Here is a 23109-nt window from a genome sequence, read left to right as displayed (position 1 = left end):
AATCGTTACCAGCGGGAAAAGAAACGGAAAAAGTGCCGGCGTCGGGCAGCGATTGAACCACTCATTGGGCATCTCAAATTTGATTTTCGACTGTCAAGAAACTTCCTCAAAGGCACAGTGGGTGATGCGATAAATCTCCTCATGGCTGCGTGTGCCTGGAATTTGAGAAAATGGATGATCAGGGCGCTGGAGGCGTTTTTTTGTGCCCTAAAAAATCGTTTTCACCTATTTTTATGATCTCAAATCCGTTCCGGCTAATAATACGGATATTTTACTTACGTTTTGGAAGGTGGATTTAGTCCGAATCGCCCCGTAAACCCTCATTACACCGTGCTGGAGGCTAGTGTTTGGTTTTTTTTCAGGGCCGACTAAATAATGGCTTTCAAGGAAACTTGGTTTAACTATTTCTCTATATTTCAATAGTTTTCTTCCCCAAACGTTGTCAGCATGCGTTTTAAGTTGGCTAAAAACTTGTTGTCATCTGTGTTGCTAAGGGAAGTCTTTGCTATTGAAGAATTTAATTTCATTTGTTAGGATTTGGCGCCCAATTGGTTCCCTAGCATCTATTGCTTAGTTATTGGGCTTTCCAGAAGGTTTCTCGGAGCAAAAAAAGATACACAGTGAAGTGTCTTTTGTCCTAAGTGTGGTGGGGTTAAGGTCTCTCTTCGGCCAAATATTACGCATGCTCTATGGCAATGCACAAAATAACTAAAACCCAGGAGTAAGACATAGGATGTCTGTGGCAGTCTTTTTACAGGGACCTCACGGCCCTTTCTTTGCAAATTTAGCAAAAAAACTGTCACACCATGGCGTAATTACCCACAAGATCAACTTTAATGGTGGTGATCGCCATTTCGGATGGGCGGATTTTCAGGTAAGTTTCACCGGCAGTGAAAGTGACTGGCCGTCCTTTTTTCGTGAATATCTTTCGCTACACGGAGTAAAAGCGGTATTCGTCTATGGTGATTGCCGTCTCTACCATTCGAAAGCTCGAAGCGTCTGCGAATCTTTGGGGGTTGCTTTTGGGGTGTTCGAAGAAGGATATTTGCGCCCGGACTTCATATCCTTTGAATGGAATGGGGTAAATGCCTTTTCTCAGACAGATTGGTCTCGTGAGGCTATAGAGAGCTATAAGCCTATTAGTCGGAAGCCAGGCCTCCCGGTAGGGCAAACCTTTTGGCACCGTGCTTGTTATGCGACAGGGTACTATTTGGCAATGCGCCTAGCTCGTTCCGAATTTTTGTATTATCAGCACCATCGCAATCGTGACTGGAAGGCTGAAGCAACCTGTTGGCTGCGAAGCTTTGCTCGTAAGGGGCTTTATAAGATAACAGAGCGCTACCTAACACCAAATTTGATTGGTGAATTCAGCCAACGCTTTTTTTTGTTCCCCCTACAGACTCGTGATGATTTCCAGTTGCGTGAGCATTCTGATTTGCTCTCCATAGAAAACGCCATTGACAGGGTATTGAAGTCTTTTGCCGGGAATGCCCCTAGCGATACGGTGATGGTTATTAAGCATCATCCGATGGATCGCGGATTTTGTCATTATCAGAAGCTGATCAATGTTCTGGAAGTTCGTTATAGCATTCGGGGCCGGGTAATCTACTGTCATGACCTGCATTTACCCACCTTACTTGATCATGCTCTTGGGGTGGTAACTATTAACAGTACCGTTGGTATTTCTGCATTATTGCACAAGGTGCCAACTAAAGTGCTGGGCCGCGCGCTATATGATATGCCGGGCTTAACGCATCAGGGCCCCCTCTCGAGCTTTTGGTCTGAGCCCACGCAGGTGGATTTTGAGCTGTTCAAGCGGTTCCATACCTATCTTTATGAACAGACCCAACTGGATGGCAGCTTTACCAGAGCAGCGAGAACCACCATTAATGGTGTGGTTGATCGTTTGCTTGCTGCTGGCGCGGACAGCCTCCAGGTTAGACTGTCCAGCGGCAGTAGGAGGGACGCTGGCTAATTCTGCTATCTAGCTATCTCCTTATAGAGTGTGTCGTCCTGTTTGCAAACCTTGACCTTACCTTGGGCTAGGCAGTTTCTACGGTGCCATTCTCGGTAGTCACTCTTTGTTTAAAAAATAGGCTGATCTAAGTCGACTAACCTGTTAGACTGCGCGGCCTTTTGACCCGCCGCTCCGGTCCCGCGATAGGGACTTTGGCTTCAAGTGAATTCCGAAATGACCGATACCCCTAAACCGGCCGGCTTCGACCAGCTGGGCCTGCCGCCTGAAATCCTCAATGCCATCGAAAAGCTTGGTTATGAGACTCCATCCCCAATTCAGGCGCAGACTATCCCTTCCTTAATGGAGGGTCGCGATGTACTGGGCCAGGCACAAACTGGTACCGGCAAAACAGCTGCTTTTGCGCTGCCGCTGCTTTCCCAGTTAGATTTGAGTGACCGGCGCCCCCAGGCGCTGGTATTGGCGCCGACCCGTGAACTGGCAATCCAGGTGGCAGAAGCTTGCCAGGCCTATGCAGCCAAACTTAAAGGCTTTCATGTAGCACCGATTTACGGTGGTGCCGACTACCGTGGACAGATACAGCAGCTGAAGCGCGGAGTACAGCTAATAGTGGGAACCCCTGGTCGGGTGATGGACCATATGCGCCGCGGCTCCCTGGATCTCTCCAATTTACGCACGCTGGTACTGGATGAAGCTGATGAAATGCTGCGCATGGGCTTTATTGATGATGTGCAATGGGTATTGGAGCAGATTCCTGAAGAGCGCCAGATCGCCCTCTTCTCTGCGACCATGCCCAAAGAGATTGCCCGTATTGCCCGCGAACACCTGCAGGAGCCGGTAGAAGTCAAAATTCGGGTTAAGACCGAGACTGCCGAGACTATTCGCCAGCGTTACTGGCCAGTGGGTGGTCTTCACAAGCTGGATGCACTGACCCGCATTCTGGAAGCTGAGCCAGTGGATGCCACGATTATTTTTGTGCGCACCAAGAACAGCACTGTGGAGCTCGCAGATAAGCTGGCAGCGCGTGGCTTCGCCAGCGCAGCATTGAATGGAGATATGGCACAGAACCTGCGTGAGGCGGTGATCGACAAGCTCAAAAATGGCAAACTCGATATCGTAGTGGCCACCGATGTGGCGGCGCGTGGCTTGGATGTGAGGCGTATCAGCCATGTGATCAACTACGACATCCCCTACGATACTGAAGCCTATATCCACCGTATTGGCCGTACTGGCCGCGCAGGACGTGAAGGTGATGCCATCCTGTTTGTGGCACCGCGTGAGCGTCGCATGCTGCGAATTATTGAAAAGGCCACCAAAAAGCCGATTGAAAAGCTGGAGTTGCCAAGTGCTGCGGCGGTTAACAGTGCTCGAATGCAGCGTTTCCGTGAACGTATTACCGCAACATTGGAAGGCCAAACTGATCTGGCTCCCTACCGCCAGCTGGTAGAGGAATTCCTGGCACAAAATGACGTGGATCCACTGGATGTAGCCGCAGCACTGGCTGCGATGGCTCAGGGTGATCAGCCTTTGCTGATCAAAGAGCAGGAGCCCAAGCAGCGCAGAGAACGACGCGAGCGCGATGATGACTTCGAAGGGGCGCGCGGTCGCAAGAAAGGTGGTTATGAGAAAGACCGCAAGTTGCCGGCACCGGACGAAGGCCTGGAACGCTACCGTATCGAAATCGGACGCGAGCATGGTGTAAGGCCAGGCAGTATTGTTGGCGCGATTGCCAATGAAGTGGAGCTGGATAGTTCCTACATTGGTCGCATTGAGATCTACCCGGATTTCACTACGGTGGACCTGCCTGAAGGAATGCCAAAAGAAGTCTTCCAGCACCTGAAAAAAGTGCGTGTGGCTGGAAAGCCGATGAAGATTTCACGCTTTGATGAGACGAGCTCAAAGCCCAAGGGTAAGCCGAAAGGCAAACCCAAGGGCAAGTCGAAAGATAAGCCAAAAGGAAAGCCAAAGTTCAAGCGGGAGAATAGCGGGGAGTAATATGGCCCCCTATAAAAAAACGGCGCCGAAGGCGCCTTTTTTTTATTTGATAAACCATTTTGGTTTATCGCTTTTTCTATTCTCCGGTGCTAGCGCTGCGGCAGCATACGGGTCAGGGTGGTATCGCGTTTCACAAAGTGATGCCACAGGGCGGCTGTAATATGCAGGCCAACCAATATCAACAGTGCCGGCCATAGAACGTCTTTGTGAAGGAAGGCGAGCTGCTTGCCCAGATCGGGGTTTTTCTCTAACAGGCGTGGCAACGCGAAGAGACCAAAAAACTCAGTATCCCGGCCAAACAGCTGGCGCATGGCAATTCCGGATACCGGCATTGCCAACAAGACCAGGTAAAGGGCGCCGTGTGTCAGTTTGGAAACGGTCTTCTGCCAAGTAGTTCCCTGAATTTCTGGGCGCTTGTGGCGGGCGCGCCAGTACAGGCGAACAGCCAGCAGCATCAGTACAGCAACACCCAACGAGAAGTGCAGGCGTACAAACCAGCCGCGCATGGGGTCCTCCCGGTCGAAGAACTCATGTAACTCTACAGCTCCCCACACGGCCAGCAGTAAAATTACAAATAACCAGTGCAAGCCTTTACTGACTGAATTCCAGCCTTTGCTCGATGTTGACATAGGTAAATCTCCTGTAAAAACAATGCCCGAGAAAGGGCTTATCAATTGTGGCGAGTGTGTGCACCCGCTCCAGTTATGTCTCTGTGGTTAATTCGGCCTGTGGGCTTTTACCTCCAGTGGCAGCGCGAATGCCCTTTAAGTGGGAAAAACAGGTATCCCGCGCTGTTTGTAGGAAATCAGCCAAGTAAGCCTGCTCCAGTATTTCCTCTCGCACCGCTGCGTAGAGGGTGCTCCAGAGGCCCTTTTCCCCCAGGCGCAATTGCGCAATAAATCCTTTTTGCAGGTATTCGTGTAGGGCCCAGTCGGGTAGGGCACAGACACCACGGCCACTGGCCACCAGTTGCACCATCATAACTGTCAATTCTGCCGTACGCACATCTGCGGGTTCAACACCTGCCGGGTCGAGGAAATGTTGGAATATATCCAGGCGCTCCCGCTCCACGGGATAGGTGATCTGTATTTCTCCGTCCAGGTCATTGGGGGTGACCCAGCGCCGCTTGCCATTTTGTAACAGAGGGTGATTACGGCTGAGCGCCAGGCACATTTCGAAGCTGAACAGAGGGTAGTAGTGGATACCTTTCAGCTCTGAATCAGGGTTGGAGGTGACCACGAGATCCAGATCGCCGCGAACTAGTGCCGGTAGTGGTGCGAAGTGAAATCCACTACAGAGGTCCAGCTCTACTTCGGGCCAGTCGTCGCGGTAGGTATTTAGGGTTGGCATCAGCCACTGATAACAGCTGTGGCATTCAATGGCGATATTGAGACGACCAGACTGGCCTGAGGCGAGCCGTGCCAGGTCGCGCTGTGCGACGGCCACCCTCGGCAGTATGTCGTCAGCGAGCTGTAACAGGCGCAGTCCTGCGCTGGTAAAGCGTAGGGGGCGGGATTTGCGCACAAATAACGGTTGGTCGTGGCGCTCCTCCATTTCCCGGAATAAATGGGATAGTGCCGATTGGGTTAGGTGTAGCCTCTCGGCGGCTCGGACCAGGCTGCCGGTCTCCCTTAGGGTACAAAGGGCACGTAGTTGGCGCAGCTCAATCATCTTTAAATTTATTCATGTTAACCGCAAAAAATATGAAATTGATTGAATAACACTGTGCCGACACAATCAAGTCTGAATTATCGCGGAGTGTGTGACGGGATCTGGAACCGGCGATTTACCGCGAACGACCGTATACACGGAGCGATGCTCCCTCACAGGAATGGACTTGGTAACAGAGACATGGCGCAGACACATATTCTTGGCTATCCCCGTATCGGGGCCAATCGTGAGTTAAAGAAGGCCCAGGAGGCATACTGGCGTGGGGAAACTTCCCAGCAGCAACTCTTGCAGGAGGGAGAGGAAATACGTCGTAGCAACTGGCAGGCACAGAGTGATGCCGGTCTGGATTGGGTGACAGTGGGAGATTTTGCCTGGTATGACCAGGTACTGAATCACTCGTTGATGTTTGGTGTGGTGGGCGATCGTTTTTCTGAAGGTGCCGCGGAGAACAAACTGGATCAGTACTTTCGTTTGGCGCGGGGGCGAGCTCCCTCTGGGCAGCCGGTTGCGGCCAGTGCAATGACCAAGTGGTTTGATACTAACTACCACTACCTGGTACCGGAGTTTACTGATCAACAGGCCTTCTCCCTGGATAGTGAATGGTTGTTGGATGAAGTACGTGAAGCTCAGGTTCAGGGGCAAAAAGTAAAGCCGGTAGTAATGGGTCCCTTAACCTACCTATGGTTGGGAAGAGGCGTTGATAGCGCTTTGGCACTGTTGCCGAGTTTGTTGCCGTGTTACACACAGTTGTTTTCGCAGCTGGCTGATCTCGGTGTGGAGTGGGTACAGCTCGATGAACCAATCCTGGGTTTGGACTTGCCAGAAGAATGGCGCTCCGCATTTATTGGTGCATACAAGGGAATTGGCGCGGATTCTGGCAGCCTGAATTTACTCCTGGCAACTTACTTTTCCCCACTGCGGGAAAATCTACAGCTGGCTTTCTCTCTGCCAGTGGATGGTGTGCATATTGACTGTATACGAGCGTCTGAAGAATTAAATACTGCCCGCGATCTCCTTGGTGATAAGCAGGTACTATCTGCAGGTGTGGTGAACGGACGTAACATCTGGCGTGCAGATCTGGATAAATGGCAGCGTGTCCTGAAGCCAATGGCGGAAAAGCTGGGTGACCGCTTGTGGATCTCAGCCAGTTGTTCGTTGCTACACAGCCCGGTAGACCTGGATACTGAAACCTCCTTGCCCGTGGAGCAAAAGCAAAAACTTGCCTACGCTCGCCAAAAACTGGATGAGCTGGTGCAACTGCAAAGTCTTCTAGATCAAGAAGTAAGTACGACCGTAACCGAGTTGAAGAGCGGTGATAAAAGCGGTTCAGTTGCCCAACAGCTACGGGATACATGGCGTGAACAGGGTTACCTGGAGCGCGTTCCCGTGCAGGCTGAGCGCTGGCAATTACCACTGCTGCCTACAACGACTATCGGTTCATTCCCACAGACTGATCTACTGCGCAAGGTTCGCCGCCAGTATCGCAATAGTGAAATCAGTGAAAAAGATTATCTGGAGCATTTGCGCGCGGAGATTGCTGAAGCGATCCGGCGGCAGGAAATTCTTGGCTTGGATGTTCTGGTTCACGGTGAAGCCGAGCGCAACGACATGGTGGAGTACTTTGGTGAACAGCTTGATGGATTTGTGCATACCGGCAATGGTTGGGTGCAGAGTTATGGTTCCCGCTGTGTAAAACCGCCGATTATTTTTGGGGATATTTCCCGGCCCCAGGCAATAACTGTGGAGTGGAGCAGCTACGCACAGAGCCTTACCAAAAAACCTGTAAAAGGCATGTTGACTGGCCCGGTAACGATTCTCAACTGGTCCTTTCCGCGAGAGGATATTCACCGCAGTGAGAGCTGCCTGCAAATTGCCAGGGCTTTGCGTGAGGAGGTTCTGGACCTGGAGTCGGCGGGTATCGGTATTATTCAAATAGATGAGCCGGCTCTGCGCGAAGGCGTGCCCCTGAGAGAATCAGAACATGCAGATTACTTCTCGTGGGCGGTGGGTTGTTTCCGCTATACCTGCAGTGAAGTGAAAGCGGAAACGCAAATCCATACTCATATGTGTTACAGCAATTTCAATGCAATTATGGATGCTATTGTTTCCCTTGATGCGGATGTGATTACTATCGAATCAGCTCGCTCCGACTTGCGCCTGCTCAGTGCTTTTGCCGATAGAAGTGATGGCTATCCCAATGAGATTGGACCAGGCATTTACGATATCCATTCACCCAATGTTCCTGAGCGAGGAGAATTGGTGGATCGCCTGAAGAAAATTGCCGAAGTGGTTCCGGTAGAGCGCCTCTGGGTAAATCCGGATTGCGGTCTCAAAACCCGTAGCTGGGCAGAAGTCGGATCATCCCTGCTAAATATGGTAGAGGCTGCGCGCACTGTGCGTACAGAACTGGCTTAGTCAATTTATAAGTAGAAAAACCGGCAATCATTTGGATTGCCGGTTTTTTCTTTTCTGTTTTTTCCGCTTCTGTTTTTTCCGCTTACTGGGACTTGGCGGCTACTGTAGTAGTGTTATTTAATTCAAATGGCACTGAAGGGTGGAAAGGTTTAATACCCAAGGCTGTGTAAAGCTCATCCGGGCGATACATATTCTGCCCCTCGAGCACCAGTGCGGTGCGACGCAGCGCGGTAATATCCTCGAGAGGATTTCCCTCCAGTAAAACCAGGTCTGCATTTTTCCCAACCATAATACTGCCAGTGTATTCGTCGGCCCCCATAACCTGTGCCGGTACCAGGGTGGCCGTGCGCAGCACATCAATATTGGGAATTCCGGCTTTGGCATAGAGCTCCAGTTCACGTAAAAGGGTAAATCCGGGGATGCCATCGGAGCCCGCTACCATAGTGACCTTATGCTCGTGTAGCTTGAGCATCATGGCCAGCAGGGCTTCCGCTGAAAGGTCGTAGTCATCCCGGTGTTCCGGCTTCACATCCAGTTCGGCCCCAACAAAAGCGCGTTGGATATTCACTGGAAGGTGGTCGGTAATATCGGCAAATTCAGGATCTACTTTGCCCGGCTGGCGCAGTAACATCGAGCTGAATACGGTGGTGGTTGCGTCTACGACAGTACCTTTCTTGGCTAGCTTATCCAGGAAAGCAGCCACTTCTTTGCTATCCAGATCCAGCTCGTGGGCGTGCTCCCCGATTTCTGTAAAGCGCAGTCTTTTACGGGTATCTATCTTGCCCATAAAATTCAGGAACAGCATATTGATATGCTGAATTTCATCAAAGCCCGCATCCACGGCTTCCTCGGCGGTCATAAATGCAGGGATATGGCCGGATAAACGCATACCATTTTCGTGGATATGCTTGGCTAAGGGAGCGATCCACTCGGGCTCCATTGAGCTGTAGGTTTTAATTTGCTGATAGCCGCGATCCGCGTACCATTCGACAATATCCTTAGCTTCTTCCAGGCTGTCTGCAGTCTTGCCCATACGCATGGCATTTTCGCTTTCCCGGTCCATAAAGCCCGCGCGGAATAGGTCGCCGCCGATAATCTGCTCGGATTCATACAGTTCAGAAATTCGTGTTACAGATTCATGGGTATTACCAATATCGCGAACGTTGATAATCCCTGCTGCCATATTCAAAGTGCCATCAGCAGCAGATAAGTGTGTGTGCATATCCCAGAGGCCGGGGATCAGCGTATGGTTACGGGCATCAATGGTGGTTGCCCCATTGGCTTTGATCGGTTTTTTACTGATTTTTGCGATCTTTCCATCTTTGATCAGAACATGCTGCTTTCTCTGTAGTTTGCCAGATTCAACATCAACCAGGTTGACGTTGCTGATCAGGATGGGTTGGGTTGATGTGTGGGTATGTTTCTTGGCAATACCTTGCAGGTACTGGTCTGCGGCTGCAACTTGCCGGGTTTTCAGTTCTTCGAGGTGAGATTTATCCCAACCTTTGCGCAGGATGGCGAACCATCCCCCCTCATCGGAGGCAAATAAATCCCCATTGTCATCGTACCAGGCGAGATCTGGGGTAAAGCCCAGGCCGCTTACGCCGTAAAGGTGGACCGTTTTCTTTTTCTCGCCTTGTTGCAGGGTCACTTTATCAAGCTTATAGAGGCGTGCTTTTCCCTGCGGCAGTAAATCAATATTTTGATCTGCATCGGCAATCAGTGCTTTTACCAATTGTGTCTGTACGGCAAGGGTGCTGTTTTTGGGAATATAAAACTGGGCTTCGGAAGTTTTTGCGCTGCCATGCTCATCGGAACCTTTCCAGCGAGCGACACCATTTTCCAGGGAAAATTCTTCACTGACTGGAGCACCAAATGGGCTGATCCCTTCAATGGATAGTTGCTCGGGCATTGCCGCCTCACCGATAGTGAAGCTCTCCTTGAGGTTTAGGCGGCGGTTATTCCAGCCGAGCTTTAATTCACCAGATACCTTTGTTCCATCCTGGTGAATAACTTCAGAGCCGGCAATGCCCTCTTTATCGTAAAAAATATATTCGATTGATTTTGCGTAAGCGGTATTGGCTGCGGCTAGTACCGTGGCTGCGATAAGCGTTGCCAGTGTTTTTTTTCTCATGGATCGTCCCTTTTTTTGTTGTAATGCCGGTGATGGACTTTGGCTTCTTTTCGGTGAGGGGGCAAGCAGCTCTGGGGAGCAAACGGCGAAAGGAAAAGCGGGAGCGGTAGGGCGTTCTTTAATGTTTTAACTTTCGGAGTAAGGTAAAGGTACTGCGAGAGCGCTTACTTGTAAGCACTCTCACAATATTGCTTTAGTCTATGAACTAAGGGTTGCGAGAAAGGTTTTCGTTACCGGTTGCGTGTACGACAATATTGTCTTCAATGCGCACACCGCCATAGGGGCGGAAGCTGTCGACCTTATTCCAGTTAACCTCGGCAGCGAGGTCTGAGTCTTTCAGCTCTCCTAATAAGCTGTCGATAAAGTAGAGTCCCGGCTCGATGGTAAATACCTGGTTCTCCTCGATAGTTCGGCTGGTACGCAGGAATGGGTACTCGGCCGGTGGGGGTGTCGTACCTCCATCGGGGCCGGTCTGGTGACCGCCAACATCGTGTACCTGGAGGCCGAGGAAGTGGCCCAGACCGTGTGGCAGGAATGGGCGAGTTAAGCCGGATTCCACAGCACTCTCGGCAGAGGTTTTGATGATGTCAAACTGCGCCAACAGCTCCCCCACGCTTAAGTGACACTGGCGATGCAATTCCGGGTAGGGCAGGCCAGGTTTGAGGCCGTCCACCAGCTGCAACTGTTTTTCATCCATAGCCGTTACCAGCTCTGCGAACTCATTATCGGCATAGGCGTAAGTGCGAGTGATATCGGAGCAGTAGCCATTGCAGTCAGCACCCGCATCGATCAAGAAGCTTTTCAGCTGCGGCTCAGTCAGGCGTTCAGTAGACAGGTGGGTGTAGTGCAGGATTGCGGCGTGTTCATTCAGGGCAACAATATTGCCGTAGGGCATACGGTTCTCGCCCTGGCCAGCAGCGCCCAGGTAGGCCTGGTTGATCTCAAATTCACTGGCACCACTGCGGAAAGCCTGCTCGGCGGCCCGGTGCCCATTGATCGCAATACGGTTCGCCTCACGCAGGCAGGCGACCTCATAAGGCGTTTTATAAGCGCGGGCCCAGTGCAAGCGGTTGATCAGAAGCTCCGGATTTTCCTCCCCCAGTGACCAGCCTTGCAGCTTCTCGCTCTCGCCGATAAAAGCGGCATTCTCTGGGCTCAGGAACGCCTGGGCATCGGCCGGCTTACTCAGTAGCTCGATATCGTAGAAATCGCTCCAGAAGGTCTGGGGTGCCGGCGGTACATAGTGCCAAAAGTCTACTGGACGGTAGAACAAAAGCTTTGGCTTTTGTCCGCGCTGATAGATAACCCAGCTGTGGGGATTGTCGGTAATGGGAACCAGTGCCTTAAAGTGGGGATTCACCTTAAACGGGTAGTAGTTATCGTCCAGAAACTGCATCCTGGGAGCGCCACTGAATACGTTGAGGGTTTCAAACCCGCTCTGCTCGAGGATTTCATCGTAGCGGCGGCACAGGGTGGCCATATGATGGGCGTAAAGGTTTTTATCCATGTTCTCCCCAAAATGGATCGCTGAATCTATAAGACGGCATAGTGTATAGTCTGATGTCTGGATATTTGGCCTGAAATTCGACCATGGAAAAGAAGATACTGCTGACCGACTGCCCTGATGATAAGGGGCTGATCGCGAAGATTACCAACATTTGCTACAAGCACCAGCTCAATATCATCAAGAATGACGAGTTTGTAGACCGGGAACAGGGGCGCTTCTTTATGCGTACCGCCCTTGAAGGGATCTTCAATGATGCAACTTTCCTGGAAGATCTGGATATGGCCCTACCTCAAGGTGCTGAGCGGCGCCTGATTTCGACAGAGCGTAAGAAACGCCTGGTGCTGATGGTTACCCGTGAGCCTCACTGCTTGGGGGATATACTGATGAAATGCTATTCAGGTGCTTTGGATGTGGAAATCACAGCAGTGATCGGTAACCACCCTGATCTGGCGAGCCTGGTACAAAAGTTTGATATTCCCTTCCATTGCGTGCCTGCGGAAGGGATGGATCGTGTGGCACATGAGCAACAGGTTGCTGCGTTGGTAGATGAGTACAACCCGGATTACCTGGTGCTGGCCAAATATATGCGTGTACTCACTTCCGATTTTGTAGCCCGCTATAGCGGTCGCATCATCAATATTCACCACTCCTTCCTGCCCGCCTTTATCGGTGCAAAGCCCTACCAGCAGGCCTATGAGCGTGGTGTGAAGATAATTGGAGCCACGGCTCACTTTGTTACCGATGACCTGGACGAAGGGCCGATTATTGAGCAGGATGTGATTCATATAGACCATGCCTACTCAGCAGAATCTATGGCAGATGCCGGCCGGGATGTGGAAAAACAGGTATTGTCGCGCGCCCTGCAGTTGGTGCTGCAGGAGCAGGTGTTTATCCATGGGAATAAAACGGTGGTGTTTAAATAACTAACTGAAAATGGATGAGGGGTGACTCTTCTCGGCGAGAAGATGACTAGAAATCATGGGGAACTTTTGTGACAGATAATAATAAAAATACTGATTGGTTTTTCTTGTCAAGAATGATTGGAGTGTTGATATTTTTCTTGGCAATCGAAGCTTGTTCTGGTTATAAGCCTATTCCAGGCATGAAGGAAACCTTCCATACCGAAATTGCGCCCAATGGCGCCAAACGCTTCACATTTACCCTGAAAAGGGAACAGTGGGATATTCCTGCCCCTGTGAAGGCTAGTTCCAGCAATCCACGTCGAATGCAGCGGGAAGCTACAGGGCGTGGGACTGGCTCTAACCGTCGGATTGAAGACCACTTTGATTCAATGCTTGAGAAGAAATTGATGGAAACCGGTTTCTGTGAGCAGGGATATTTTGAGATTGAGCGGACCATCTCTGGGCATGGCGGTGAGGTAAGAGGAGAGTGTAGAGAGGGTGCCTTTTAAAGGTTTTACAAGTCTCTTTTGTTAAATATAGTACTGAAATTTAAGGGAATGTTGCTTGGCCTTGGAGGATGTTGAACAGGACTGATCGATATCTGGCGTGGATTTGATGTTGAAAGTGTAGTTAAGAATAGTGAAGTGCGAATCAATACTGGAGCAGGTCTCAACGCAACAACTAATTGCGGTTTTTGATCTTTTATCAGATATTATTTTTTGGGTTAAAGATGAATCCGGTTGCGTGGTTCACTGTAATCGGGAGTTTATCAAGCACGTTGGTTGTAGATCCCTAAATCAGGTAGTGGGTCGCTCAGATATGGACTTTTCCCCTTCGTATCTTGCGAAAAATTATATGCGGGATGACAAGAGGGTGATGGCGGGGGAGACAATTACAGATCGGCTGGAATTAAATATAGGAAAGTCTGGAGAGTTAGTATGGTTTACAACCTCGAAACGCCCCTTGAAAGATTCCACAGGAAAAATTATAGGGACCTATGGTGTTGCCAGGGATCTGAAAGAGACGGTAAAAACCCTATCCTGTATGGATAAACTAAAAAAACCGGTTGAGTATATAAAAAACAATTACAGTCATCCGATTACTGTGGAGCAACTTGCAGAAGTTGCCAGCCTTTCCGTTAGTGCATTAGAGCGACGCTTCAAAAAACATCTGGAGAAAACGCCGATGCAGTTTGTCCGGGAAGTAAGGCTGGAAAACTCTCGCCGCATGCTGGTGGAAACACAAAGCCCTATATCGGAAATTGCCTATCGGGTTGGATTTACTTCCCATAGCTACTTTAGCAGACACTTCAAGGATATGTTTGGGCAGCTTCCCGCCACTTACCGGGATGAGGTCCAATCTCAGATTTAGTAGAGCTCAAGTTAAGTAATTGGAGCATACTCTTAGGCCGCCAGCTTGGCTTCCTTAGGCTAAGCCGGTAATCGCCTATTTTAGTCATTTCAGAATACTTTGATTTTTCATGCGACATAAGCGCTATCCCTATAAATAAGGTAATAATCGGGGTGATATTCTGCCCCTCCGTGCCTTTTTCTCTCTGCTTAAGATATCAATACGCCGATTTTGTTTCATTACTGTCCCAGTTTTGATTACCCCTTCATGAAGGTTTTTTCTTAGGGTTTTAGTGCTCAACAAATGAACTGCCTGAGTGGGATTCCTGAGTGGGATTTAGGGGCTCTTGTACAATTTTTCGCCAGCTTCCTACCGGAGCTGTCGCCTTTAGATAAGTTTATAAAAGAAGAATAGAAAGTTGGGATGCTATGAAAACAATGAAGAAAAACAGCCGAAATAAGATGAATGCCTGGAGTAAGGAATTTAAACGGAAGTCGATAGTCTCTGCTATCTCGCTGGTCGTTAGTAGTATAGCGATAGCAGAAGATGCTTCCGATTCCGATAACAGAATAGAAGAAGTTGAGGTAATTGGAATCCTTGGAAGTACTACCAGAAATCTTGAAATCAAGCGGGACTCCAGTGCGATTGTGGATGCAATTACTGCGGAAGATGTGGGTAAGTTTCCAGATAAGAACGTAGCGGATTCACTCCAGCGAGTGCCTGGTATTACCATCGATCGCAGTGGTGGTGAGGGTAGTACTGTTAGCATTCGCGGCACTAGTGAAGAATGGACCTTAACTCAATTGAACGGGAACTATATCGCGACTTCTGGTCAAGGTGCCCCTTCCCGTAACTTTAACTACACTTTGCTGCCCTCTAATATGATTAGCAAAGTAGAAGTTTATAAAAGCCCGGAAGCGCGAATTGATGAAGGTGGTATAGGAGGAACCGTTATTCTCCACAGCCGTAAGCCTCTGGAAATGGATGCGGGCGAGGGGATTGTCTCAGCGGAAACAACTTATTCGGATACTACTGAGGAGTGGGAGCCACAATTTAACGCCTTTTATTCCTGGAAAAATGAATCAGACACTTTTGGAATATTGGCCGGCTATACAAAGCAGGATCGAACTGTTATCGACATTTCAAACCATGCCCGCCATTGGCGCTTCCACTCGGATACTGTTGAGGGGGCCGAGAGGCCGGCCATTGTCGATCAGCAAACGGGCGAAGTCTACAACAATGTGTGGGCGCCGCGTGCAATGGATATTTATCATAGTGAAGAAGATAGAACTCGGGATGGGTATCAGTTAACCGCCCAGTGGCGTCCCACCGAGCGGCTAGAGCTTGGTTTCAATTATTTTGGTTCTAATTTGGGTTATAACCGACGTAACCAAAACCTTACTTTTGCTGAGTGGAATGAAGATCACAATGCCTATTACGGCATTGAGTTGGAGGGAGATACCGTAGTTGGCTATGGCAACATCGATACCGAAAAACTCAATGCTGATAATTGGGGTGATGATGATGTCAATGGTGGGGAAAAAGTAAGACGCGGTTTGATGTCCCCCCAGTTGACGGGTCAGGATGTAACTGGTGAGTCCGAATCACATACCTTCGATTTGGAGCTAATCTACGAGGGTGACTCCTACAAGATAACTGCTAATGTTGGCCGAAGTGAAGCGAAGGGCGGTATTTCCGAGCAGATTATGGCTAACATGGATGCCCGTAATGGCTCTGTGGAAAGCTGGCATTGGTCTATTGCTGATGGAAAGCCAAGCTATGAACTCTCTACTGATCTCACGTCAGATCGCGATGCTTATCCCTATTATGATTGGTACAATTCAAAAGCTACTCAGAATAGAGACCGGGAGGATTATTACCAGTTTGACCTTGATCTCGATATGGATTGGGGGGTGGTTACCAAAGTATATGTTGGCGCGAAATACCGAGATCACGAAATCAAGTCACTGAGAGATAATTTCTTATGGGATGACGGTATTGATGATAATGGCGGCTATCGTGGTTGGCTGCCAGGAACAGAATGGTTCCACAACCCAGATTTTCATCCAGACACTTCAACTTTGTTAGGCGACGATGTTGTGGATAATAGCGCCGGTGATACTGGAGCTATTGACTACCTGCCTTTTGATATTGATGCGCTGAATGAATACGTCAGTGAGAACTTTGATCGCACTGTTGTCTCGGTATTGTCTGGGACTTACACGATCAATGAAGAAATATTCTCCACCTATGCCCAGGCCGATTTTCAGTGGGAGAATTTCCGCGGCAACTTTGGGGTACGGTATGTTTATACAGACTTAGCGACATCGGCTTATGATGACATCAGAGACCAAGTAACAGATGTGGCTAACGAAAATAAAGCTAGCAACGATTCTGAAAATATTCTGCCAAGTTTGAATGTTGCATGGGATCTAAGTGACAGCGTTGTTGTTCGCTTTGCTGCAGCTAAGACAATGTCCAGAGTTAGTTATGCGGATCTAGGGCAGGGGGAAAGCTATGGTCCTCCGGTAAATATTAATTCCCCTGACTCATGGAGTGGACGGGGATCGGGTTCATCAGCCAACACGGGATTGGAGGCTATGTTGGCCAACCAGTACGATTTAGGGGTTGAATGGTATTACCTTGATGGCTCGGCAATAGGTGCGACGCTGTTTAGTAAGGATATCAGTAACCTTCCCATCACTACGACTGAAGTTGTATTGCGTGAGCACGATTGTTGCAATGGGCCTATTGAAGTAGATATGACCACAAAGATTGGAGGAGCTGAAGCAACCTCGGAAGGTGTTGAGCTGTTTGCGCAGCATGCGTTTGAAAGTGGTTTTGGTGTAATTGCTAATTATACCTACACTGATACCAGTACCTCGGGAGTATTTCTTAATGGCGTAGAAACTGAAGCGGAGATTCCCGGCACTGCAAAGCATCAGTACAATCTTTCGGCTTACTATGAGAATGATGTTTATAGTGTCCGTGCTTCATACAATTGGAAAGATGATCGGGCTGGTAGCTATCATCAAGGATATAATCTCTACGATAAGGATTATGGTCAGCTCGATGTTAATGCCAGCTACACTGTCAATGATAATTTAAACATAACAGCGTCAATTATTAATTTGACAGAGGAAGTAGCAGAGGGGTATTGGAAGCAGGAAAACCGTATGACTGATTATGCTTACTCTGGGCGCCGCTTATATATTGGTGCTAATTATAAATTCTAATGCATTGTTGATCGTGCTTTTCGGGTAAGGCAAGGCTATTTACCTTACCCGATTTTTCCACATATCAATTGTAGATAAAGTACCCAGCCAGTTTCTATTTGGGTACTTTTATATCTGCTCCCGTGCTTATTAAGTTCCAATTTAGAGTTTAGATTGTCGGGATAGGAAAATGCTTCCTGCTGAAGTGAAATTTCATTTCATATAATGCTTTTAGTCGCCTAAGGCTGCAGGCCTTTGATGATCTTTATGAATTAAAATGATTAGCTTGTACCAAGCAAGATCATTGGTTATTGTTGGTCTTGATGGCTAATATTTATAAGGCCATTTTTTAAAAATTTAATAATAAATATGGGTTTTTACATGAAACAACAATGTCTAAGGGTGATGCAGGCTGCTTGTGTCTATCTTATCTGCCATGCCAGTGCACATGCCGATATCGAGGTGATTAGCTCCAATATTTGCCCATCTGGCACTTCAGAGGTGACTTACACTGAGGCCCTCAATTACCCCGATGAATTTTGTGCTTTGCTCGTCAGTGGCGATGTGGTTGGTTTGTCGAACGGGGCTTCAATTGAGCATGTAGGTTCAAACTGCCAGCTGTCAGGGAGTGACAGTCGTCAAATTACTAAAAAGTTATGTAAATCTCAACCTTCCTCTCCACATGTTGTTAGTGGAAGCCAATGTGGAACTGATGCAAATCCGGTTACCTATCTTGAAGCACAGCTTTATAAAGATGAGTTATGCTCGGTCCTGGGCGATTGGGAAATCGTTAACCTTGCCGAAAATGGCTCCATGGATGGTAGCGGATATGGGTGTGGCTCACGCAAGAATGAAGTTCGTACTCTGGGGTCGACATTGTGCAAGTCTGACTCTATTCAGCCAATTGAATCTCGACCTAAAGTCGCTTATGTCGAGGTAAATAGCAATGATATTGGTAACGCTGGATGCTTCACGGAAAGTGATGGCAGCCAACTATTTGATATCGCCGTAATTTTTGCGGCAAATATTAATTATGATGATGATGGACAAAAGGCCGTTTTACATTTTAATGATCAGGTGTCTGACCTGCTCAACAATAATTTGAGCACCATACAAGATTTGCAGGCCAAAGGTACAAAGGTGGTGCTTAGCGTATTGGGCAATTGGCAAAATGCCGGCTGGTCTTGCTTTGCGGATGAGCAATCAGCTGATGACTTTGCGCAGCAGTTAAAAGATGCCGTGGATCAATATGGGCTGGACGGTATTGATATTGATGATGAATATTCACAATGTAGCCAAACCTACACCGACTCTTTGGTTAAGGTTACCAGCGCTCTACGTGAAAAAATGCCGAATAAAATCATTTCCAAAGCATTATGGGAAGATTCTAAGTACTTCCAGGCACAGTGGAATGGAAAAAAGCTGGGAGACCAGTTAGATTATGGATGGGAAATGAGCTATTGGAAGGGTGCAAATTGTAGCTCTCGAATCCAGGAGTACATTAATCTAGGAGTTGACAAATTGAAACTTGGTGTTGGGGCTTCTACTGTGCAAAATCCTGATGCTTCTGTAGCAAGAGATTTAGCAGCTTGTAATGAGAGTAACAACCTGGGTGGTGGCACCATGATTTTTAATGTTACTAAAGATTCTTATAGTTACCTTTCAACGGTATGGCCTGGTACTTCACAGGTGCCTAACTGTCTTAAGTAATTAAAAACAGTCTTAATAAAATCCCCGTGGAATCTTGTGTGGCCTGATGAAGCGGGGAATTGATCAGGCTAAGGGTTGAGAGGATAGAAAACTAAATTCGAAAACATCGATAGTTGTGATTTAGTTAATTTCCTTTAGTGAAGCTATTTCGGGGTGGATAATAAACACTCCGAAATACAATTCTTATACTCGGCTAATACGGGGTGATTCCTGATTCTTCTTGAATATATCTCTACTCTTCATTAATGAATTCTTTCTTAAAGAAGGCCTCATTGGGGTGTGGCTTTTTTTTGCCATTGCTTCCATATGAGCTTTCTGTTCTGCCTTAGCTTGGTTTCTCAATTTCCCACAAGGACGGCAGCGAACCGCAGAGGTCTCGAAGTCTCCCTTGGCGATTCCATATCACCACTTTTGTTACTTAGCTGCCCACACTTCAATTGCTCCACAACCTTTACATTGGAAGAACCGGTCCAAGTGGTAAAGTGGAATATCAATGCAATAAGAGTGGTATACAACAGCTGTTCTATCTACTGGAGTAGCCCAGTCGGGAGTGGGGCCATTGAATTGATCAAGGATCTTTCCCTTACTTAACTTCTCTATTCTTTTTCTTCGGGCTTGCTTAATCTCGGCTCTTCTTTGCTTGCCGCTTTTTATTGGGTGTTCCTTGCCATTGATTGAGGGGGAAAGAGAGCGCTTTGCGGGTGGTGTGAAGTTTAATTCGACCCGATAAAAATGAAAAAAGCGGGCATAAAGCCCGCTTTTAAATCTACCTGTGAGAGTGTCGGATTTTACTCCGCGTAGCTCTCAATCGGAGGGCAGGAACAGATCAGGTTGCGGTCGCCGTATACGTTGTCGATACGGTTAGCAGCTGGCCACACCTTGTGCTCTTTTAACCACGCCGCCGGGCGCGCAGCGATATCCCGGGAGTAGCTGTGGGTCCACTCATCGCTCATCACGTCCTCAAGGGTGTGAGGGGCGTTGTGCAGCGGGTTGTCTTCAGGAGTGTACTTACCGCTGGTTACGTCTTCCACTTCCTGGCGAATTGTTGCCATCGCCTCGATAAAGCGATCCAGCTCACCCTTGGATTCACTTTCGGTAGGCTCGATCATCAGGGTGCCGGCCACCGGGAAGGACATGGTGGGGGAGTGGAAGCCAAAGTCCATCAGACGCTTGGCGATATCCTCTTCAGTGATGCCACTGGCCTCCTTGAGTGGGCGCAGGTCAACCAGGCATTCGTGGGCAACAAAGCCATTGGTGCCGGTGTAAAGCAGGGAGTAGTGCTCACCCAGTTTCTTGGCTACGTAGTTGGCGTTCAGGATCGCCATTTCGGTAGCCTGCTTCATACCCTGCTTACCCATCATACGGATGTACATCCAGCTGATCGGCAGGATGCTGGCGGAGCCCCAAGGGGCTGCAGAGATGGTGCCGTTATCCAGGTTGGTTTCCGGTACTTCAGTCACCGGGTGGGCTGCCAAGTAGGGCTTCAGGTGTTCGCCAACAGCGATCGGGCCCATACCGGGGCCGCCGCCACCGTGAGGAATACAGAAAGTTTTGTGCAGGTTCAGGTGGGATACGTCACCACCGAACTGGCCCGGAGCCGCGACGCCGATCAGGGCGTTCATGTTGGCACCGTCGATATAAACCTGGCCGCCAGCCTGGTGAACCAGATCGCAAACTTCGCGGATACCTTCCTCGAACACCCCGTGGGTGGACGGGTAGGTGACCATCAGTGCGGCAACGCGGTCGCCGTGCTCTTCGATTTTGGCTTTCAGGTCTTCGATATCCACATTGCCTTTATCATCACAGGCAACCACAACCACTTTCATGCTCACCATCATGGCGGATGCCGGGTTGGTGCCGTGGGCAGAGGCGGGAATCAGGCAGATATCGCGTTGGGTTTCGCCCTTCGCTTCGAAGTACTTCTTGATGGCAACCAAGCCAGCGTATTCGCCCTGGGAGCCGGCATTGGGTTGCAGGCTAACGGCATCGTAACCGGTACAGGCGGACAGCATCTGCTGGAGCTGGCGGAACATTTCCGCGTAGCCTTCCGCTTGATCTACGGGTGCGAAGGGGTGCAGCTTGCCGAACTCTGGCCAGGTGACCGGGATCATCTCGGCGGTGGCGTTCAGCTTCATGGTGCAGGAGCCCAGGGGAATCATTGAGTGATTCAGGGCGATATCCTTAGCTTCCAGAGACTTGAGATAGCGCAGCATCTCGGTCTCGGAGTGGTAGGTGTTGAACACCGGGTGGGTCAGGAATTCAGTATCGCGCACCAGGGCGGCGGGTACACCCAGGGAGCCCTTGCTGGCAATTTCGCTGTCCAGAGTGTGTAGGTCGATGCTGTGTTCGGTGCCGATAAAGGCATTGATCAGGTCGGACACATCTTGCAGGGTGGCGGTCTCACTCAGGCTCACACCCAGGGCGTCTTCACCAATTTTACGCAGGTTGATTTCCGTGGCCAGGGCGCGCTGGTAAATCTCTTCCTGCTTGGTGCCAACGGTGATATTCAGGGTATCGAACCAGCTGTCGTGGGCCAGATTGAAGCCTTCCTGCTGCAGGGCGGAAGCGAGAATATCTGCTAAGCGCTGGATCCGGGCAGCGATGGTTTTCAGGCCTTCGGGGCCGTGGTAAATCGCATAGAAAGCGCTCATTACCGCCAACAGCACCTGGGAAGTACAGATGTTGGAGTTGGCTTTCTCGCGGCGAATATGCTGTTCGCGGGTTTGCATGGCCATGCGCAGGGCACGCTTGCCTTTGCTGTCTACGGAAACACCGATAATACGACCCGGTGCGGAGCGCTTGTAAGCTTCGCGGAAGGCGAAGAAACCGGCGTGGGGACCACCGTAGCCCATGGGGATGCCGAAGCGTTGGTTACAGCCAACAACTACGTCTGCACCCATATCACCCGGTGCCCGCAGGGCTACCAGGCTCATCAGATCTGCGGCCACGGTTACCAGTGCGTTGGCTTCGTGCACCTTGGTGATGATGTCGGTCAGGTCGCGTACGCGACCGGTGCTGCCGGGGTACTGCAGCAGGGCACCGAACAGTTCGGCGGGAATATCTTTTTCCACATCGCCTACAACGACCTCGAAGCCGAAGTGCTCGGCGCGGGTTTTAACTACGGCGATGGTCTGCGGGTGGCAGTCCCGGTCCACAAAGTAGGTGTTGGATTTGTTGCGTTTGACCTGGCGCTTACACATGGCCATGGCTTCAGCTGCTGCGGTACCTTCATCCAGCATGGAGGCGTTGGCCAGTTCCATACCGGTGAGGTCCATAATCATCTGCTGGAAGTTCAGCAGGCCTTCCAGTCGGCCCTGGGCAATTTCTGGCTGGTAAGGGGTATAGGCGGTGTACCAACCCGGATTCTCCAGCACGTTGCGCAGGATCACATTGGGGGTAATGGTGTCGTGGTAACCCATACCAATAAAGGTGCGGTAGATCTTGTTGCGCGCCGCGATATCTTTCAGCTCTGCGAGGGCCTCAACTTCATTGATCGCATCGGCCAGATCCAGCTCATCGGTCTTGCGAATGGCTTCGGGCACGGTTTTCTCGATCAGCTCTTCGAGGCTGGCAACTCCGAGGGTTTCCAGCATGGCCTCTACCTGTTTGGCATCGGGGCCAATATGGCGATGGATAAAGGCGTCGTGTTGTTCCAACTGCTGCAGCGATGGTTGGGTCATAAACTTCGTTCCTGTAGTCGCAGGGAGTCGTCGTGGTGCGCTCGCGGTTAAAAATAGCACCTGGCCTCGGTACCGGTTTTCCTGTGGAAAGCCTCGGGCCTCCGCGTTGCGGATAGGCGAGGGTAACGCTTGGGAGAATCGGTTTGCTGGCAGCCCCGGGTCGCAATACGGAACCAGAGGGGGCGCCGGGCCATAGCGGCAGGCGCGCATCTTAGCAACCGGGGCGAGTAGGGGCAATCTGCAGGATTTGAGCGAGGAAACTGCTAAATTTGGGTACAAAAAGTGGGTTAAATCCTGTGAAACGGCACATTAGGTGATTTTGTTCTGTTTGTGAGGTCGCTTTGTCAGTAGGTATCAACTTTTGATAACCCAGCATTTTAAGGTCTAATATCGAGGTTTTATCAATCAGCGCCATTGATTATTGTAGTATTGCTCGATTTACCTCTTGCTCCCAGTGAAATTGTTATACGCCTTTTTGTGTTATTTGAGGGGCGATGGGGAGGTGTCTCCAGATTGAATCCGGGGGGCAGATAGCAATTGTAGGGTTACTTTGAG

The 23109-nt window shown here is 49.7% G+C and carries 13 protein-coding genes and 1 pseudogene; 9 read left to right on the top strand and 5 right to left on the bottom strand.

Features of this window, described 5'->3' with window-relative positions; all coding sequences use genetic code 11:
• From ACCI49_RS15945 to ACCI49_RS15935, 3 genes and pseudogenes are all read left to right on the top strand, one after another.
• A pseudogene (locus tag ACCI49_RS15945) lies at positions 1-171 on the top strand (transposase); the annotation flags it as partial.
• 562 nt (positions 172-733) lie between these two features.
• Positions 734-1975 carry a capsule polysaccharide biogenesis protein gene (locus ACCI49_RS15940; RefSeq protein WP_371840073.1) on the top strand — a complete coding sequence of 414 codons (1242 nt, stop codon included), beginning with the start codon at positions 734-736 and terminating at the stop codon, positions 1973-1975.
• Between the two features lie 216 nt (positions 1976-2191).
• Positions 2192-3970: a DEAD/DEAH box helicase gene (locus ACCI49_RS15935; RefSeq protein WP_371840071.1), complete on the top strand. Its 1779-nt coding sequence runs from the start codon at positions 2192-2194 to the stop codon at positions 3968-3970.
• 89 nt (positions 3971-4059) lie between these two features.
• Here the strand turns inward: ACCI49_RS15935 and ACCI49_RS15930 are convergent, their stop codons facing one another.
• Positions 4060-4599 (bottom strand): cytochrome b, encoded by a 540-nt coding sequence (locus tag ACCI49_RS15930; RefSeq protein WP_371840069.1) that lies wholly within the window; start codon positions 4597-4599, stop codon positions 4060-4062.
• A gap of 73 nt (positions 4600-4672) precedes the next feature.
• On the bottom strand, positions 4673-5641 hold the full coding sequence (locus ACCI49_RS15925) for a LysR family transcriptional regulator (RefSeq protein ID WP_371840068.1): 969 nt from the start codon (positions 5639-5641) through the stop codon (positions 4673-4675).
• Between the two features lie 180 nt (positions 5642-5821).
• Between ACCI49_RS15925 and metE the strand changes: the two genes are divergently transcribed.
• On the top strand, positions 5822-8056 hold the full coding sequence (gene metE / locus ACCI49_RS15920) for a 5-methyltetrahydropteroyltriglutamate--homocysteine S-methyltransferase (RefSeq protein ID WP_371840067.1): 2235 nt from the start codon (positions 5822-5824) through the stop codon (positions 8054-8056).
• A gap of 82 nt (positions 8057-8138) precedes the next feature.
• Here metE and ACCI49_RS15915 read toward each other — a convergent pair whose 3' ends face one another.
• Both ACCI49_RS15915 and pepQ read right to left on the bottom strand, forming a co-directional pair.
• Positions 8139-10190 carry an amidohydrolase family protein gene (locus ACCI49_RS15915; RefSeq protein ID WP_371840066.1) on the bottom strand — a complete coding sequence of 684 codons (2052 nt, stop codon included), beginning with the start codon at positions 10188-10190 and terminating at the stop codon, positions 8139-8141.
• A gap of 205 nt (positions 10191-10395) precedes the next feature.
• Positions 10396-11697, bottom strand: coding sequence for a Xaa-Pro dipeptidase (gene pepQ / locus ACCI49_RS15910; RefSeq protein ID WP_371840065.1), 1302 nt, complete (start codon positions 11695-11697; stop codon positions 10396-10398).
• Positions 11698-11780: 83 nt separating this feature from the next.
• Between pepQ and purU the strand changes: the two genes are divergently transcribed.
• The 5 genes from purU to ACCI49_RS15885 all read left to right on the top strand — a co-directional run bounded on the left by purU (position 11781) and on the right by ACCI49_RS15885 (position 18874).
• On the top strand, positions 11781-12620 hold the full coding sequence (gene purU, locus ACCI49_RS15905) for a formyltetrahydrofolate deformylase (RefSeq protein WP_371840063.1): 840 nt from the start codon (positions 11781-11783) through the stop codon (positions 12618-12620).
• Between the two features lie 68 nt (positions 12621-12688).
• A complete protein-coding gene (locus ACCI49_RS15900; RefSeq protein WP_371840062.1) occupies positions 12689-13108 on the top strand; it encodes a hypothetical protein in 420 nt (139 codons plus the stop codon).
• A 130-nt stretch (positions 13109-13238) separates the two neighbouring features.
• Complete coding sequence (locus ACCI49_RS15895) at positions 13239-13970, top strand: AraC family transcriptional regulator (protein ID WP_371840061.1); 732 nt, start codon at positions 13239-13241, stop codon at positions 13968-13970.
• Between the two features lie 407 nt (positions 13971-14377).
• Positions 14378-17185, top strand: a complete 2808-nt coding sequence (locus ACCI49_RS15890) for a TonB-dependent receptor (RefSeq protein ID WP_371840060.1) — start codon at positions 14378-14380, stop codon at positions 17183-17185.
• Between the two features lie 360 nt (positions 17186-17545).
• Positions 17546-18874, top strand: coding sequence for a glycosyl hydrolase family 18 protein (locus ACCI49_RS15885; protein ID WP_371840059.1), 1329 nt, complete (start codon positions 17546-17548; stop codon positions 18872-18874).
• 788 nt (positions 18875-19662) lie between these two features.
• Here ACCI49_RS15885 and gcvP read toward each other — a convergent pair.
• On the bottom strand, positions 19663-22554 hold the full coding sequence (gcvP, locus tag ACCI49_RS15880) for an aminomethyl-transferring glycine dehydrogenase (RefSeq protein ID WP_371840058.1): 2892 nt from the start codon (positions 22552-22554) through the stop codon (positions 19663-19665).
• Positions 22555-23109: the final 555 nt, after the last annotated feature.

The sequence above is a fragment of the Microbulbifer epialgicus genome (assembly GCF_041447265.1).
GTDB classification, from domain to species: domain Bacteria; phylum Pseudomonadota; class Gammaproteobacteria; order Pseudomonadales; family Cellvibrionaceae; genus Microbulbifer; species Microbulbifer epialgicus.
Note: the sequence above shows the minus strand (reverse complement) of the source record. Positions and strands in the feature narration are given on the sequence as shown.